Genomic DNA, 16,329 nt, shown 5'->3' with positions numbered 1-16,329 from the left:
GAATGTATAATTTTACGGCATGATAGATTATTTGGTTGTTGGCCTTGGTTTGGCTGGCGTTTCTTTTTGTGAGCAATTGGAGGTTACGGGAAAGGAGTATAAGGTTATCTCCGATGGGTCACAAACTTCATCCCTTGTTGCGGGCGGGTTGTACAATCCGGTAATACTGAAACGATTTACATTGGCGTGGAATGCCGATTCCCAATTGGAAACTGCCTTATACTTTTACGGTAAACTCGAGACGAAATTAGGCGTACAATTAGATTATAAGATTCCTATTTTAAGGAAATTCGCATCTATAGAGGAGCAAAACCTTTGGTTCGAAGCAGCGGCTAAAAAAAAGCTTGGTAGGTTTCTTAGTACCACCGTTGTCGTAAACGGAAACGAGGCCATTGCAGCTCCTTTTGGTTTTGGGAAAGTTCTGCATACGGGAAGAATCGATGTGAAGACTCTGATTGCCTCATACGAAGCCCATCTATTGGAAAAGGAAAAATTTGTAAAAGAGACTTTCGATTTTGATAGCTTACAAGTACTACAAGGTTATGTAAAGTATAAAAATATTGAAGCCAAGAGAATTGTTTTTGCGCAAGGTTTCGGTCTTAAGAAAAATCCTTATTTCAACTATCTGCCATTACAGGGTAGTAAAGGGGAACTTTTGACCATAAAGGCACCTTCATTAAAGGTGAATGAGATCATTAAATCATCTGTTTTTATAATTCCTTTAGGTAGGGATCATTATAGGGTCGGTGCAACCTATGAAAGAACGGATAAGACCAACACACCTACCGAAAGGGCCAAAAACGAATTATTGACTAAACTTCATACGTTTATAAAAAGCGAATACGAAATCGTTGGTCATGCCGCGGGTATAAGGCCAACGGTTGCTGATAGAAGGCCATTGGTTGGCCGCCATCCTGAACATAAACAAATGTATGTATTGAACGGTTTAGGTTCCCGAGGAGTGCTTATTGCACCAACGGTCTCAAAACAACTTTGGGAATTTATTGAAAACGAAGTGATGTTGCCCCCGGAAATAGATATCCAACGGTATAATAAAAAATATACTATTTCTTCTTAGCGGCATTGGGATCGTAATGAACAAAAAAGTTTATCCAAATATTTCTGGATAAGCGAATGATCACTGGTAAAAAAATTATCATGGTACCTACTATTGCAATAAAAGATGTAAATAGGGAAGTACCGATGAACAAAAAGGAAATTACAAAAGCAGCAACGGCAAAAGCGACACCCACCCCGTAACTAACGTACATGGCACCGTAAAAGAAGGAAGGTTCGATCTTGTATTTCGTATTGCAATGCGAACAACGTTCATGCATTTTGAACAATTTGCCCAATTTATAAGGGTTTTTCTCCAAATACATACTTTCACTGTGGCATTTAGGGCAAGTTCCTGTTAAAATACTGTAGAGTTTGTTTCCTTTTTTTAACATTTGCAAAAGTTTTCGCGAAAGTACAGTATTTGTACTTTTCATAAAGTAACCTAGGTCACAAAAATATGCTAAACGTCCATAATCTTTCAGTCTCTTTCGGGGGTGAATATTTATTTGAGGAAATATCATTCAGGTTAAATGCTGGAGATCGCGTAGGCCTAATCGGTAAAAATGGTGCTGGAAAATCAACACTTTTGAAATTATTGTCAAGAGATATGCCCATAGATTCGGGTACCATCGCCACGGAGAAAAATTTAAAAATAGGATTTCTTAGACAGGATATAGATTTTAAACAGGGCAGAACGGTTCTAGAGGAGGCTTATCATGCTTTTGAGGAAATAAAATCCTTGGAGCGAAAGCTAGAGGAAGTAAACCACCAACTTGCCGAAAGAACAGATTATGAGAGTGAGGAATATCACCAATTAATGGTGGATTTAAATGATTTTACACACCATTTTGAGATTATTGGCGGGTATAACTATCAAGGAGAGACCGAAAAAATATTATTGGGTCTTGGTTTTAAACGGGAAGATTTCAATAAGAAAACCGAGACTTTTTCCGGAGGTTGGCGTATGCGTATCGAATTGGCCAAACTATTGTTACAGACCAATGATGTATTGTTGCTCGATGAGCCTACCAACCATTTGGATATAGAATCGATTATATGGTTAGAGCAATTTTTGACCAATTACCCCGGGGCGGTGATGATCGTTTCCCATGACAAGATGTTCTTGGATAATGTCACTAACCGTACGATTGAAATATCTTTAGGGCGCATTTATGACTATGGGAAACCCTATACTGAATTTCTTAAGTTAAGGGGTGAAATGAAGGAGCAGCAACTCAATGCCCAAAAGAACCAGGATAAAGAAATTCAGCAGGCAGAGCGGTTAATAGAGAAATTCAGGGCAAAATCTACCAAAGCCTCTATGGCGCAATCCTTAATGAAAAAACTCGATAAAATGGAGAGGATCGAGGTAGATCAAGATGATAATGCCGTAATGAATTTACGATTCCCCATTTCAATAACACCCGGGAAAGTAGTTGCTGAAATTGAAGACCTATCAAAAAACTATGGGGATAATCTAGTGCTCAAAAATATAGACCTGCTAATTGAGCGCGATAGTAAAACTGCATTCGTTGGCCAAAACGGTCAAGGGAAGTCTACCTTGGCAAAAATAATGGTAGGCGAGATAGAGTATGAAGGAAAATGCAAGTTGGGGCATAATGTGCAGATAGGGTATTTTGCCCAGAACCAGGCAGAATACCTAGATGGACGCAAAACGGTTTTGGATACCATGATAGACGCTGCCAACGAATCCAATAGGAGTAAGGTACGTGATATTCTGGGCTCATTCCTTTTTAGGGGCGAGGAAGTGGATAAATACGTGAAAGTACTTTCCGGAGGTGAACGCAATAGGTTGGCTTTGGCAAAAATGCTTTTGCAACCTTTTAATGTATTGGTGATGGATGAACCTACCAATCACCTCGATATCCAATCCAAGAACGTATTGAAAACAGCCCTACAGAATTTTGAGGGCACCCTCATATTGGTTTCTCACGATAGGGACTTCCTTCAGGGATTGACCAATAAAGTATATGAGTTCAGGGATAGGAAGATCAAAGAGTATTTGGGAGACATCGACTTTTATCTGGAACAAAGAAAGGTAGCCGATTTTAGGGCCATTGAGAAGGAAAAGAGCAATTCAACCAAGAAGGTAAAAGCCCAAAAGCCATCAAATTCCTTTCAAGACCAAAAGAAAGTAAAGTCCTTAAAGAATAAATTGAGTACAGTGGAAAGTAAAATTGCCTTACTGGAAAAGGAATTAAAGGAAATAGACCACGAACTTCTCATGAACTATGACGCTACTATCGCGGCACCTAATTTTTTCGATACTTACCAAGGTAAAAAGAAAGATTTGGAAATACTTATGGAACAATGGACCGAAATTACCATCGAATTGGAAAATTCGGTTGGGTAGTTCCTAAATTTTAGTTTAAACTTTTCCTACACCACACATAACAGAACTTTTACAACATTATAGAACCGTTTAACGATAAAAGTTGCGATTTAACAGGTTCTACTGCTATATTTGTAGGGTAATTCTTAATTTATAAGAAGTAGTTTTACTCATTAATAATTATTTGGAATATGAAAAGGATATTATGTTTGGTTTTGATGACTATGATGGCCAATAGTGTATTACTGGCTAAAGTTAGTTTAGAAGAAAAACAAGCCTTGATAGATTTCTATGAAAGTACCAATGGGATATCTTGGAAAGTTACGTGGGATTTAGAGACCGAATGTGAAACATGGTACGGTGTTGATGTTGAAAAAGATCATGTTGTAGGGATTGAATTGTTCCATAATAATCTGTCGGGAACCTTGCCAACTAGTATTGGTAAACTGGGTCACCTGAAAAAGTTGAATTTGGCTTTCAATTCCATCACAGGAACATTACCAACAAGTTTAGGTCTGTTGAAAGAATTAAAGGTCTTAAAATTGGAAATGAACCGCCTAAAGGGAACGTTGCCCAATACTATCGGTATGATGACGGAATTGGAGGAGTTTTCCATTTTCAATAACTTTATTTCAGGGAGTATTCCAGAAGCTTTGGGAGGACTGAAAAACTTAAGGATCTTAAATCTTTCAAGTAATAATTTGAAAGGGGCCATCCCCAAATCTTTAGGTGAACTGACCCAATTGGAAAGTTTGGGACTTTTTGAAAATGGATTGGATGGTAAAATACCCAATGAAATGGGTAACCTTACAAAATTGAGGGAACTGGTTTTGGCAAACAACCATTTAGGAGGTGCCATACCTGCTGAATTTGGGCAATTGGCTAGTTTAGAGGTATTTCAAATACAAAACAATAACTTTAATTCCTTTGAGAACTTAGGAATGATGGATACAAGAGGTATGTTGGTCTTTGACTATGATAAGGATGATTCCCGTATAGATTTCAAAGACATTAACTTTAGCAAAACTAGAATGGCAGATACAAAGTTCGAAGATGTCGAAGAATAGTTAGTGATTCATAGTTTTAGTTAGTTTGGTTAAAAGGGATGCGGAGGCATCCCTTTTTGTTTGGGTGAAATCAATAGAAAATTTACCTGTTCAAACAATGACATTATGATAATTTTAACGTTGGTTGCACCTGCAACTAAAAACGTTTTTCGTTAGTTTCGCCACATGCAAGTAGATGAAGTACAAATTGATTTTGAAAATTCTATCCTTCCGTGGCTGGGTAGAACCTCCAAATTCGTGGATCATTATCTGCATTTGCTTTTAAGCCGGCATGGGTTGCCCTTCAGTAAAGAGCAGATCGTAGTGCTTAAAATGTTGCATGATCATGAAGGGGACGGGCTTAACCAAAACGAATTGGCATTTTTGACCAATAGGGATAAATCCTCATTGACCCGTTTGCTTTCGAACATGGAAAAGAAGAAATGCATTATAAGAAAACAGGATAAAGAAGATAAACGTGTCAACCAAGTGTTTTTGACAGATGAAGGAAGGATGGTTTTCAAAAAGTCCAAATTAGCCCTAAATCAATTTATTGAGGATATGGAGCAGGGTATTTCGGAGATGGAAAAAAAGCAATTGATAGCAATATTGAAAAAAGTGCAAATTAATTATAAGAAAGAAAGTTTAGTACAATAGCCAAACCATATGAGAAAAACAATTTTAAGTATTTTGGGTGTTCTGATTATCGTGGCATCTATTTTCATAGCAAAACTGATCATTGATAGTAAGAGCAATGCCAAGCCCAAAGCTGAAAAAGTCGTAAAAACCGTTTTTACGCAAAAGGTAGAAAATGGTATTATACCAATAGTGGTGCCGGCCAATGGTAATCTTAGGGCCAAGAACCGCTTAGAACTGTATGCAGAGGTGCAAGGTGTTTTTCGTGGGGGTAATAAGCTATTTCGCCCAGGTCAAACCTATCGCAAAGGCGAAAGTATTATTCGTATAGACGCTTCTGAATACAAGGCAAATGTACAATCGGCAAAAAGTAACCTATATAATCAGCTTACGTCCATAATGCCCGATCTTCGATTGGATTACCCTGATATTTTTCCGAAATGGCAAGCGTATCTCACCGGTTTTGATATAGAGGGGACCACTCCGAAACTTCCGGAAATGACTACGGAAAAGGAAAAGTTCTTTATTTCAGGTAGGGGAATATTGACCACGTATTACAATGTGAAGAATTTAGAGCAAAGACTTACGAAATATACCATATCGGCACCTTTCAATGGAGTTTTGACCGATGCCTTGGTTACCGAGGGAACGTTGATCCGTTCCGGTCAAAAGTTAGGGGAGTTCATAAATACCGATGTATATGAATTGGAGGTCGCGATAAGCAAGAAATTCAGCGACTTGCTCCAAGTAGGGGAGCAAGTAGCCCTCACCAATCTAGACAAGACCAAGGAATACAAAGGCAAGGTGACCAGGATCAACGGAAGTGTGGATCAGGCAACGCAGACGATCAAGGCCTATATTGAGGTTAGGGACAGTGGCCTTAGGGAGGGTATGTATCTTGAGGCCAATCTAGATGCCAAGGATGAAACGAATGCCATAGAAATTGATAGAAACCTATTATTGGAAAATAACCGCATTTTTGTTGTTCGCGACTCTTTATTGGATATGATAGATGTTGAGCCGGTTTATTTCTCAAATAAAAAGGTGGTGTTGAAAAATGTACCCAACGGATTGACCATTTTAAGTAAACCTGTTGTCGGGGCTTATACCGGCATGTTGGTAAAGCAATATCAAGAAAAAGAAACAAGGGAATCAACTAATACGGCCAACTAATGAGAAACGTTATTTCCTATTTCATCAAGTACCATGTAGCGGTACATGTTTTTATTTTTGCGTTTGCCATTTTTGGACTAATAGGGGCACTTTCATTAAAGTCCTCCTTTTTCCCGCTTTCCGATTCCAAGAACATTTCAATAAGTATTACCTATCCTGGGGCTTCCCCACAAGAAGTTGAGGAGGGTATTGTACTCAAGATCGAGGATAACCTTAAAGGCTTGGAGGGTGTAGATAGGGTTACTTCCATCTCCCAAGAAAATAGTGGTAACATAAATGTTGAGATTGAAAAGGGGCGAGATATTGATTTTATGCTTCTAGAGGTGAAAAATGCCGTAGACAGGGTACCTACATTTCCGACAGGTATGGAGCCATTGATCGTTTCTAAATTGGAGGCTGTTAGGCAAACCATAAATTTTGCTATTAGTGGTGACAACATCCCTTTAGCGACCTTGAAACAGATTGGAAGGCAAATAGAGAATGATCTTAGGGCCATTGACGGAATTTCCCAGATAGACATTTCCGGGTATCCTGAAGAAGAGATAGAAATTGCGGTAAATGAGAATAATCTCTTGGCCTACGATATGTCTTTTGATGAAGTTGCCCAAGCTGTTAGTAATGCCAATATCTTGGTAACAGGAGGTAATATTAAAACGAACGCGGAAGAATATCTGATAAGGGCAAATAATAGGTCGTATTATGGTAGTGAACTTTCGAATATCATTGTAAGGGCCGATGCTAGTGGGCAAACTGTTCGCCTGAAAGACGTGGCCGTTATCAGGGACCGGTTTTCCGAAACCCCGAATGCCATTTATTTCAATGGGAATATGGCGATAAATACCACGATAACAAGTACAAATACAGAAGATTTACTTAGTTCTGCGGATAAGGTCAAAGAGTATATAGCGAATTTTAACGAACAGCATAACAATGTTCGTTTAGATGTGGTGAGTGATCAGTCAAAGACCTTGAACCAGCGAACCCAATTGTTGACCGAAAATGCCATTATGGGTATGCTTTTGGTTCTTTTGTTCCTTTCACTTTTTTTGAATACAAGATTGGCCTTTTGGGTAGCATTTGGTTTGCCGATTTCCTTTTTGGGAATGTTCATATTTGCAGGCTTTTTCGATGTTACCATAAATGTACTTTCATTATTCGGGATGATTATCGTAATCGGTATTCTTGTTGATGACGGTATAGTAATCGCAGAAAATATCTATCAGCATTACGAGAGGGGAAAATCGCCTTTGGCCGCAGCGATTGACGGTACCATGGAGGTTATACCCCCTATTGTTTCTGCTATTATTACGACAGTACTGGCATTCTCGATATTCCTGTTCTTGGATGGTAGGATAGGTGAGTTTTTCAGTGAAGTTTCCGTAATTGTTATCCTCACCCTGGTAATTTCCTTGATAGAGGCTTTGATTATACTCCCTGCCCACTTGGCACACTCTAAGGCCCTTCAACCGGTTGATAATACAGAGAAAAAGGGAATAGCAGCGGCCTTTGCCCGTCTTAGGGGAATCAATCGGGCTGGTGACAGGTTCATGAAATGGATGAGGGATAAAATGTACAGTCCAACCCTGCAGTTCGTAATGCAACATAAGCTCTTTTCTTTTGGAATATTTTCAATGCTATTGATCCTGACCTTAGGGTCGATCGGTGGGGGAATAATCCGTACTTCATTTTTTCCTCGGATCGCGAGTGATCGTGTTCAGGTAGAGTTATTAATGCCCAATGGGACGAATGAGAAGGTGACCGATTCAATAATTTCAATGATTGAGACGAAGGCTGAAATCGTGAATCAAGAATTGACAGATAAATATTTGCAAGGTACAGGTAAAGTATTATACGAGAATGTGATAAAGCAATTGGGTCCAGGGTCGTCAGCAGCTACCCTGACCCTGAATTTATTGCCAGGGGAGGAGCGTCCTGATGAAATTGTTTCGGATTTGGTGACTAATCGACTCAGGGAGTTGGTGGGTCCGGTAATAGGGGTAGAGAGTTTGATTTATGGTTCTGGTGGTAATTTTGGAGGGAATCCGGTTTCGGTATCCTTGCTGGGAAATAACATTGAAGAATTAAAGGCGGCCAAGAATGAACTGAAGACGGCTATGTTGAGTAATTCCGCTTTAAAGGATATTGAGGATAACGACCCGGCGGGTATAAAAGAAATACGTTTGGAACTCAAGGAAAATGCTTATTTGTTGGGGTTGGACCTAAGAACGGTAATGAATCAGGTAAGGGCCGGTTTTTTTGGTTCCCAAGCACAGCGTTTTCAACGTGGGCAAGATGAGATTAAGGTCTGGGTTCGGTATGATCGTGGAAACCGATCTTCTATTGCCGATTTAGATGAAATGCGCATACAGACGCCATCTGGGGACCGGGTGCCTTTAAAAGAAATAGCCAGTTATTCTATCGAAAGGGGGGATGTGGCGATCAATCGTTTGGAAGGGAGACGTGAAATCCAAATTTCAGCTGACTTGAAAAATGAAAAGGAGACCAGTGCTACCGACGTTATGAACGATATAAAAGCGAATATCATGCCGGGGATACAATCGAAATATCCTACGGTGACTCCTTCTTATGAAGGTCAAAACCGGGAAGTGAACAAAACCATTAATTCGTTGGAAGGGGTAGGTGTGGCCGTAATACTCTTGATTTATATTACCATCGCCTTTACCTTTAGGAGTTTCAGTCAACCTTTAATGTTGATCTTGTTGGTGCCTTTTAGCATCACAGCAGTTGGTTGGGGGCATTGGATACATGGTTTCCCGGTGAACTTTCTGTCAATGTTGGGTATTATTGCATTGATCGGTATTATGGTTAACGACGGGTTGGTACTCATAGGTAAGTTCAATGCAAACCTTAGGGAAGGTATGCAGTTTGATGATGCCTTGATTGAAGCAGGAAAATCGAGATTTAGGGCTATTTTCCTGACCTCGGTAACTACCATTGCCGGTTTGGCCCCATTGCTGTTGGAAAAAAGTAGACAGGCACAGTTTTTAAAACCTATGGCGATTTCCATTGCCTACGGTATTGCATTTGCCACAGTTTTGACCTTATTGATGTTGCCACTTTTCCTTTCTTTCAGTAATAAGATAAAGGTGGGGACCAAATGGTTGAAAACAGGTGAACGTGTCACCAAGGAAGAGGTTGAAAGGGCCATAAAGGAACAGAAAGAGGAGGCTCATTTAAGCGGTGACCTTTCTGAAGGCCATGCGGTTATGAGTCATAATGATGATTAAAATATTTAAGGATTTTGGAAAGTGTAAGCCATGTATAACGAAGAACATTATAAAATACGACGTTCGAACATGATTAAAAACAAAGTTGCCTTTTTAATGGCTTTAATAGGTGTTTTTGGAGTAAGTCTTAAGGCACAGGAAAAAGTATTGACCAAAGAGGATGCAATTGCACTAGCCTTGGAAAATAATTACGGTATTAATGTGGCCAAGAACCAAGTTGAGGTTGCCGGGAATAATAAAGGAATCATGAATTCCGGTTATTTGCCGACACTTACAGGTTCTGCCGGTGCAAGTTACAGTAGGGATGATTCCGTTATTGAGTTTCCGGGACAGTTCAACGAAGATGGCACCCCTAGGGAAGATGTTGAACTCGATAAGGCAGAAGCCCAATCGTATTCCTCCGCTTTAACGGCAAGTTATACGCTATTCGATGGCCTAGGTAGATTCTACAATTATAAAAGATTGAAAGAGCAATATCAACTAAGCGAACTACAGGCGCGGGAAACAATAGAAAATACCATAGTACAACTTTTCAGTGTATATTATGAAATAGCAAGGCTTACCGAAAATGAAAATGTATTGCGAAAAACACTTGATATTTCAAGGGATCGGTATACGCGTTCGGAGTATTCGTTTGAATATGGTCAAAGTACAAAATTGGATATTCTAAATGCCCAAGTCGATATTACCAATGATAGTATAAATGTATTGAATGCAAGACAACAACTGGCGAATACAAAACGGGACCTTAACGTGCTTTTGAGTCAGGATTTGAACATGCTATATACTGTTGATACCTTGGTTACTTTTATTCCTAAAATCAAATTGGAGGAGTTCGTTGGGCAGGCAAAGTTGAATAACGTTTCCCTATTGCAGACCGAAAGGAATCTTGCGATCAATTCATACGATATCAAAGTACAAAAGTCGGGCTATCTCCCTACTATTGGGTTAAGTGGATCCTATGGGTGGAATTTGAACCAAAGTGCCCAATCGGCCTTTTTTCCAGGTACCAATACCGACAATACCAGTTTTGATTTGGGAGCCAGTCTTTCTTGGAACCTGTTTGATGGTGGAGGTACCAATGTTCGGGTCAAGAATGCTAAAATAGCTTATGAGAACCAAGAGCTGCTTAAAAAACAAATTGAACTTGAAGTAGATCGCGATATTCAGAATGCTATGGCTATCTATGAAAACAAACTGGTCATTTATACCATTCAGGAACAAAACGTTGTTACCAACCAAAATAATTTTGAACGCTCAAAGGAGCAGTTTCAATTGGGTAGAATAACCTCTATTGAATTCAGACAGGCCCAGATAAATTTATTGAATGCCCAGACCAATAAGAATTTGGCCAAATACGAGGCCAAATTGGCAGAACTTCAGTTACTGCAGCTTACCGGGCAATTGTTGAATGTGGAGCTTTAAAAATGTACGAGCATTTTTTCCAATGTCCGTATTGCTGGGAAGAGATTTCCATACTGTTAGATTCTTCAATATCAAGTCAAACCTATGTTGAGGATTGTGAAGTCTGTTGTAACCCAATGGATATTACACCACAATTCAATGATAATAATTTAGTGGGCTTTGAGGTGAAAAGCTTAGAACAGTAATTTACAGCATTTCTCAAAGCCCGTTTTTTGTTTGCCCCTTCTTTATTCAGGGCATTTCCTAAGGCTCTTCCCTTTCCTATTTTTGGTTTTGACAATGAGATCAATATCATCCTTGCTTATTACGTCAATTTTTGATTTTTTGTGCAAAAAAGCTGTTTTGGGCAGTTTTAAAACGATCTAATGCACGATGTATATCATTGATTTTGAGTCTAAGGGAGGGTTTTTGTTCAATAAGTTTTAGTGATAAAACACGGTAATCACTTTTTAAAACAAGCAAAAAATTTGGTTGAGGGGATTAATAAATTCGTTCAAATACCACTTTGAAAGCCAAAAAATACCAAAACCTGTGAATTTTTACTAGTACAAGGTTGGTTACTATTGGTGAACTTTGAACCCATAAGAACCCAATATCTTATCATTATGAAAAATACTATAACCTACAACGTAACATTTGCCTTCATTATTTCATTTTTCTGCTATTCTTTGAATGCGCAACGCACAAAAACACCGGAAAACAATTCTGTTAGTGTTTATGAGAAGAATAAACGTGCCGATGATTTTATCAAGTTAAAAAAATTGGGGTACCAAGAAAAGGAGATTTTCGAAGATTTGGGTAATGCCCATTTTTTAGCCGAAAACTATGAAACCGCACTATTCTGGTATGAAAAGTTCAGGGCCGTAAGTGCAGAGGGGACCTTAAGTAAGGGGTTTCAAAAGCGATATGAATATACCGTGGCGAAAACTTCCGATTCAGAAACGGCGGTCGCAATGAACAGGGAAGATTGGCTTGCTGCCATTCGAAGGGATTATGAGGTTGAAGAATCCAATAATTCTCATGATAATAAATATCGTCGGTTAGACTCAAAACTTATCCTTCAGGGGAATATGAAAAGTCAATTGCTAGGTGCCAATAATGATGACTTAGGAGAAGAGCTGAAAGAAGGGTACGGTTACAAAGCACCCATAAGTTTAACTGCAGATGGTAAAACGGCTTTCTTCAGTAAGGCGGTTTACGTTAAACCACCTATCGGGATATTTTCTAAAAAGGAGGTTGTTCATAAGATTTATCGTGCGGATAAAAAGAACGGTAGGTGGCAAAATGTAAGGGAAATAGCAGTATGCCCAAAATATTCCTCAGCCCTTCACCCGGCAGTGTCTTATGATGGGAAACGATTGTTCTTTACTTCAGATATGCCCGGAAGCTATGGTAAATACGACATTTATGTTTCGAATATACGCAAAGACGGTTCATTAGGGGTAGCAATGAACCTGGGGGAAAAGGTAAATACCAAGAAAAACGATATGTACCCTAGAATAGTTGGTACGTCGACCCTCTTCTTTGCCTCGGATGGGAGAAAAGGACTTGGAGGCCTTGATGTTTATATGGCCCAAGTGAATAGCACTAATGTGGGATTGGCTATTAATCTGGGAGATACCCTAAATAGCCGTGAAGATGATTATGCTGTTCGGTTCATGCCTGAAAATGATATGGCCTATGTTATATCTAGCCGTGGCAAATCAGCAGGGGATCTGCATCAGGTGGCCTTTTCGTATAGCCAACCCGGGGACCATATACCTGAAGAGAATACGGCATATAATATCCTGGAAGCGATCAATAATGAATCAAAAATGGATTTAAGCTCATCGGTCTTTGAAGATGAGTAAGAAAAAGATCTGTAAAGGAGTTTGGGGTAAAATTCAAAACCTTGGGACTTCAAAAATCCAATAACACGAATACTCGGGTATATATAGGTTTATTCTAAATATTTTACGAAAGAGCCCAAGGCCCGAAAGACACACTGTTTTTTGGAGAGTAAAAGTTAAAAAGTCTAATATAAAATTTCGCAAAGATGAGTTGCTATACTACATTAATGGATAGGTCAAGAACGCTGATGGTGTTTTGCATAATGCTAGGCTTCTTTTCCTCGTTCGCACAGGAGGAAAGTTCAGGTTTGAGCTCTCGGAGTGCATACCACAATCAATTGTTCTTTAACCGTTTTTTGATCAACCCGACGTTTTCGTTGGTTCGTGAAAACAAATCATACCTCAATATCCTTCATAGAAACCAGTATGCGACTTTCGAGGACAATAGCCAAAACTATTTCTTGGGATTTAGTAATAAGTTAAACGAGAATACCGCATTGGGTATAGGGGTGTACAGTCAATGGGAAGGAGTTGTTCAAGAATTCGGTTTCAATGCGAATTATGCAACTGCTGTCCGTTTGGGTGCTAAAAGCAAACTGACTTTTGGAACAAACATTTCCTACTATAATGAAGGTTTGGATAAAAATAGGATAACTACCAATGAGAGTGATCCCGAAGTCTTGGAAGCGAACAAGCAAAGTAAAATTGCCATTCAACCTGGTGTTACCTTATCTGTCGGAAGTTTTGATTTTGGGTTGTATGCAGAGGACCTTTTTAAATTCAATCAAACTACCAATGAGTTTTTAACACAGTTCGATGATAAAAGCGTTAAAGCATCTTTACAGTATACCCATTCTTTTGGGGCCAATAGGGGATTGTTTGAAAATGCACGATTAATGCCCTTGTTACAAGTAGGGAGAAATGACGATAATTCAATGGCTTATTTAGGTTCTTTACTTTTGGATATGCCTAATTACGGATGGTTGCAAACTACTTTAGACGACACCTATGGCCTGTCAATGGGACTTGGTTTCAATATCAGTAAAAAAATGTCTATCGGTTACTTAATGGAGAAGGATATAAAGCAAGAAGATGCCGATTTAGGATTTAACCATGAGGTGTCTTTGGCGTATACTTTTAAGGATAGTGGTGATAGTAGTTCTAGTTATGCAGATACATCCGAAGATGCAAAAATAGATCGTATTGTTAGGAATTATGAAGAGCAGATATTGGCACTTAGGGCCGAAAAGAAAAGTAAGGCCCAAAAATCTGAGGCTGAGGTAACCAATGATAAAGCTTCACTTACCAAGAACATGGATAGGGAAGTGGTTGACAATAATGACCTTGCTTATCAAAACCGCTTGATCTTGGATGAACTTATTTTAAGACAGGATTCTTTGGAAAAAGCAAGGAACAAAGAATTTGAAAAACGTTTTGAAACCATTGTACGCGTATTACGAAATGACCTGAAGAATAACGTTAAAACAAATAACAAGGAATTCAGTACTGAAAGCCGTACGGTTTTGGTTACTAATACGAATAAAGCCGAGTCAACGACCAACCTGAATGAAATGGAGCATAAAGATTATGTGAAGTTGCCAATAAAAGTGTTGGACCAATCCGATATAATCGGGGTAAAGACCGGGTACTATGTTATTGTAAATGTATATAAAAACAAGAAGTACTTAAATGCCTTTATTGATGACCTAAAACGTCAAGGATTGAATGCGAAACAGTTCTTTAATAAAGCAAACGGACTTCATTATGTGTACTTGGCCGATTATGACATTAAAAAAGATGCTGAAACGGCTGTTGTGTCTAACCTACACGGGGAATATAGGGATGAGAAGTGGATCATGCAGGTTGAAAACACCACGGCTACAGCTGCTAATTTATATGATGACTAGTAACCTAAACGGTATTGGATTAAAAATTAAGGTGCATTTAGAATCTACTAAACAAGTAGTATGCATTGTAGAATATAAAAATTTTCTGATTGGGTAGATAAAAGGAGGGGTATCCGGGGGGATAGCATTCATTCCCTCCTTTTTACTTAGGGAAAACAAAACATTAAAGCATATAAAGATTTTCTGATTGGGTTGATAAAAAGGAGGGGTATCCGGGGGGATAGTATTTTTCCCCTCCTTTTCAATTTTAAGGGTTAATTAAGGATTTTCTGGTTTTTTGATGATAAAAATGATCTTTTATGCATAATGTTTCAACACATAGTGCATTTGAACGAAAACAGCTACAATAAATATAATTTCAGGTCAATATTGACTATCATTGTATAACAAAAATCAACCAATATTAACCTCCAAATCCCCCCAAGAAATGGAAGCGAACCATAACCTACAGTACCTCAGAAAAGAAAAGTGCGTTTTTTTGTACTTAGCAAAAAACAACTTGCATCGGCAATCGCGGCCTGATGTTCCAACAAAAGAAAAACATCCAGTTTTTTTTCAAAATCCAGATCAATCGCATCGTACGGTCTTTAGGCGCAATTAAATTTTTGCCTGGACAATAGCGGATTTTTTTTAGTGGGATTCCTCTAGATTTTCTACTCTTAAAATTGTTTCTGAAAATACCTTATTGGTGTTTTAACTGATTATTTCCAATAGTCAGAAAGAACCTTATTGTCTTGTTGCATCATTTTGTATGGCACCATACAAGCCATACATATGCTCCCTGTCGTGAAATGAACAAAATTTAGTAAACAGAAATATATGTAACAAAAATACCCCCCAAATTATGAAAGCAAATGCATTAAAGATTATCATTATTGACAATGATCGAGAGCTTCAAGAAGGTTATAGGTTTTATTTTGAGAGTTTTAAGGACTACGCCCTTGTAGGGCTATATGGGTCAGCGGATGAGGCCTTGTATGATTATAGTACCATTATGCCCGATATTATTTTGACTGAAACGGTCTTGGACAATGAAGATCATATAGAGGCTATAAAGAAGTTTAGAAGAAAAGACCCATATGTAAAAGTGATAATGATAAGTGGTAACTCTGACTTTGAACTTGTGAAAAGGGCCTTTAAAAAAGGGGCCAATGGTTATCTTACCAAACCATTGAGCAAGTATCGCTTGCATAACGCCTTAAATTCAATTAAGTACGAAGGAGCGGCAATGAGCAATGATATTGTCCAAAAGGTAATACAGAATTTAAATGGAAAGTCATATCAGGATTTCTCTAATAGGGAAAACCAAATCATAGATTTTTTATGTAAGGGAGCAACCTATAAAATGATTGCTGAGAAACTTTTCGTTACTACCAGTACCATAAACTTTCACATACAGAATATCTATTTAAAATTAAATGTGAATTCGAAATCAGAGGCCTTGATTAAGCTACGGCAATTGTAAAAGTGCTATCGTACATTAGAGGATTATTTTGACTTGTTCAATTTTCCATGCGCTCCCATACCTAGCCATAAGGGTATGGGGGCGTTTTTGGTTTTTTTAAAGGTGTTCAAAGAATTCTTTAATGGGGTGCCTTGTCAATATTTTTTTAAGGATCAAGGTTCTTTTCGGATTACTATTTAAGTAAGTAC

12 protein-coding genes are annotated in these 16,329 nt (G+C 38.6%); 11 read left to right on the top strand and 1 reads right to left on the bottom strand.

The features are described 5' to 3' along the window. Positions 1-19 precede the first annotated feature (19 nt). Positions 20-1,078, top strand: a complete 1,059-nt coding sequence (locus GJ691_RS00720; RefSeq protein WP_154362754.1) for an NAD(P)/FAD-dependent oxidoreductase — start codon at positions 20-22, stop codon at positions 1,076-1,078. Here the strand turns inward: GJ691_RS00720 and GJ691_RS00715 are convergent. Continuing rightward, positions 1,065-1,451, bottom strand: coding sequence for a DUF983 domain-containing protein (locus GJ691_RS00715; RefSeq protein ID WP_154362752.1), 387 nt, complete (start codon positions 1,449-1,451; stop codon positions 1,065-1,067). The two genes, GJ691_RS00720 and GJ691_RS00715, sit on opposite strands and share 14 nt — an antisense overlap. A 65-nt stretch (positions 1,452-1,516) precedes the next feature. On the opposite strand from GJ691_RS00715, the gene GJ691_RS00710 reads away from it, so the two are divergent. The 10 genes from GJ691_RS00710 (at position 1,517) to GJ691_RS00665 (ending at position 16,141) form a co-directional block, all read left to right on the top strand. After that, the gene (locus GJ691_RS00710; protein ID WP_154362750.1) at positions 1,517-3,433 is read left to right on the top strand and encodes an ABC-F family ATP-binding cassette domain-containing protein; all 1,917 of its coding nucleotides are present in this window, start codon (positions 1,517-1,519) and stop codon (positions 3,431-3,433) included. Between the two features lie 170 nt (positions 3,434-3,603). Then, positions 3,604-4,479, top strand: a complete 876-nt coding sequence (locus GJ691_RS00705) for a leucine-rich repeat domain-containing protein (RefSeq protein ID WP_154362748.1) — start codon at positions 3,604-3,606, stop codon at positions 4,477-4,479. 165 nt (positions 4,480-4,644) lie between these two features. Beyond that, complete coding sequence (locus tag GJ691_RS00700) at positions 4,645-5,115, top strand: MarR family winged helix-turn-helix transcriptional regulator (RefSeq protein ID WP_154362746.1); 471 nt, start codon at positions 4,645-4,647, stop codon at positions 5,113-5,115. Between the two features lie 9 nt (positions 5,116-5,124). Continuing rightward, positions 5,125-6,267: an efflux RND transporter periplasmic adaptor subunit gene (locus GJ691_RS00695; RefSeq protein WP_154362744.1), complete on the top strand. Its 1,143-nt coding sequence runs from the start codon at positions 5,125-5,127 to the stop codon at positions 6,265-6,267. Next, complete coding sequence (locus GJ691_RS00690) at positions 6,267-9,515, top strand: efflux RND transporter permease subunit (RefSeq protein ID WP_154362742.1); 3,249 nt, start codon at positions 6,267-6,269, stop codon at positions 9,513-9,515. Before GJ691_RS00695 ends, GJ691_RS00690 begins: the two co-directional genes overlap by 1 nt. Before the next feature lie 69 nt (positions 9,516-9,584). Further along, a complete protein-coding gene (locus tag GJ691_RS00685; protein WP_154362740.1) occupies positions 9,585-10,940 on the top strand; it encodes a TolC family protein in 1,356 nt (451 codons plus the stop codon). A gap of 2 nt (positions 10,941-10,942) precedes the next feature. Further along, a complete protein-coding gene (locus tag GJ691_RS00680) occupies positions 10,943-11,125 on the top strand; it encodes a zinc ribbon domain-containing protein (RefSeq protein ID WP_154362738.1) in 183 nt (60 codons plus the stop codon). A gap of 420 nt (positions 11,126-11,545) precedes the next feature. Then, positions 11,546-12,790 carry a TolB-like translocation protein gene (locus tag GJ691_RS00675; RefSeq protein ID WP_154362736.1) on the top strand — a complete coding sequence of 415 codons (1,245 nt, stop codon included), beginning with the start codon at positions 11,546-11,548 and terminating at the stop codon, positions 12,788-12,790. A 185-nt stretch (positions 12,791-12,975) separates the two neighbouring features. Beyond that, complete coding sequence (locus tag GJ691_RS00670; RefSeq protein ID WP_154362734.1) at positions 12,976-14,676, top strand: PorP/SprF family type IX secretion system membrane protein; 1,701 nt, start codon at positions 12,976-12,978, stop codon at positions 14,674-14,676. 844 nt (positions 14,677-15,520) lie between these two features. Then, the gene (locus tag GJ691_RS00665; RefSeq protein WP_154362732.1) at positions 15,521-16,141 is read left to right on the top strand and encodes a response regulator transcription factor; all 621 of its coding nucleotides are present in this window, start codon (positions 15,521-15,523) and stop codon (positions 16,139-16,141) included. Positions 16,142-16,329: the final 188 nt, after the last annotated feature.

This window comes from Maribacter luteus (assembly GCF_009674825.1).
Classification (GTDB): domain Bacteria; phylum Bacteroidota; class Bacteroidia; order Flavobacteriales; family Flavobacteriaceae; genus Maribacter_A; species Maribacter_A luteus.
This window is presented reverse-complemented; position numbering and strand designations above follow the sequence as displayed.

Excerpts from the sequence above, each read along its gene's own strand:
- GJ691_RS00720 (WP_154362754.1), top strand. The coding sequence starts at position 20 with ATGATAGATTATTTGGTTGTTGGCCTTGGTTTGGCTGGCGTTTCTTTT.
- GJ691_RS00715 (WP_154362752.1), bottom strand. The coding sequence starts at position 1,451 with ATGTTAAAAAAAGGAAACAAACTCTACAGTATTTTAACAGGAACTTGC.
- GJ691_RS00710 (WP_154362750.1), top strand. The coding sequence starts at position 1,517 with ATGCTAAACGTCCATAATCTTTCAGTCTCTTTCGGGGGTGAATATTTA.
- GJ691_RS00705 (WP_154362748.1), top strand. The coding sequence starts at position 3,604 with ATGAAAAGGATATTATGTTTGGTTTTGATGACTATGATGGCCAATAGT.
- GJ691_RS00700 (WP_154362746.1), top strand. The coding sequence starts at position 4,645 with ATGCAAGTAGATGAAGTACAAATTGATTTTGAAAATTCTATCCTTCCG.
- GJ691_RS00695 (WP_154362744.1), top strand. The coding sequence starts at position 5,125 with ATGAGAAAAACAATTTTAAGTATTTTGGGTGTTCTGATTATCGTGGCA.
- GJ691_RS00690 (WP_154362742.1), top strand. The coding sequence starts at position 6,267 with ATGAGAAACGTTATTTCCTATTTCATCAAGTACCATGTAGCGGTACAT.
- GJ691_RS00685 (WP_154362740.1), top strand. The coding sequence starts at position 9,585 with ATGATTAAAAACAAAGTTGCCTTTTTAATGGCTTTAATAGGTGTTTTT.
- GJ691_RS00680 (WP_154362738.1), top strand. The coding sequence starts at position 10,943 with ATGTACGAGCATTTTTTCCAATGTCCGTATTGCTGGGAAGAGATTTCC.
- GJ691_RS00675 (WP_154362736.1), top strand. The coding sequence starts at position 11,546 with ATGAAAAATACTATAACCTACAACGTAACATTTGCCTTCATTATTTCA.
- GJ691_RS00670 (WP_154362734.1), top strand. The coding sequence starts at position 12,976 with ATGAGTTGCTATACTACATTAATGGATAGGTCAAGAACGCTGATGGTG.
- GJ691_RS00665 (WP_154362732.1), top strand. The coding sequence starts at position 15,521 with ATGAAAGCAAATGCATTAAAGATTATCATTATTGACAATGATCGAGAG.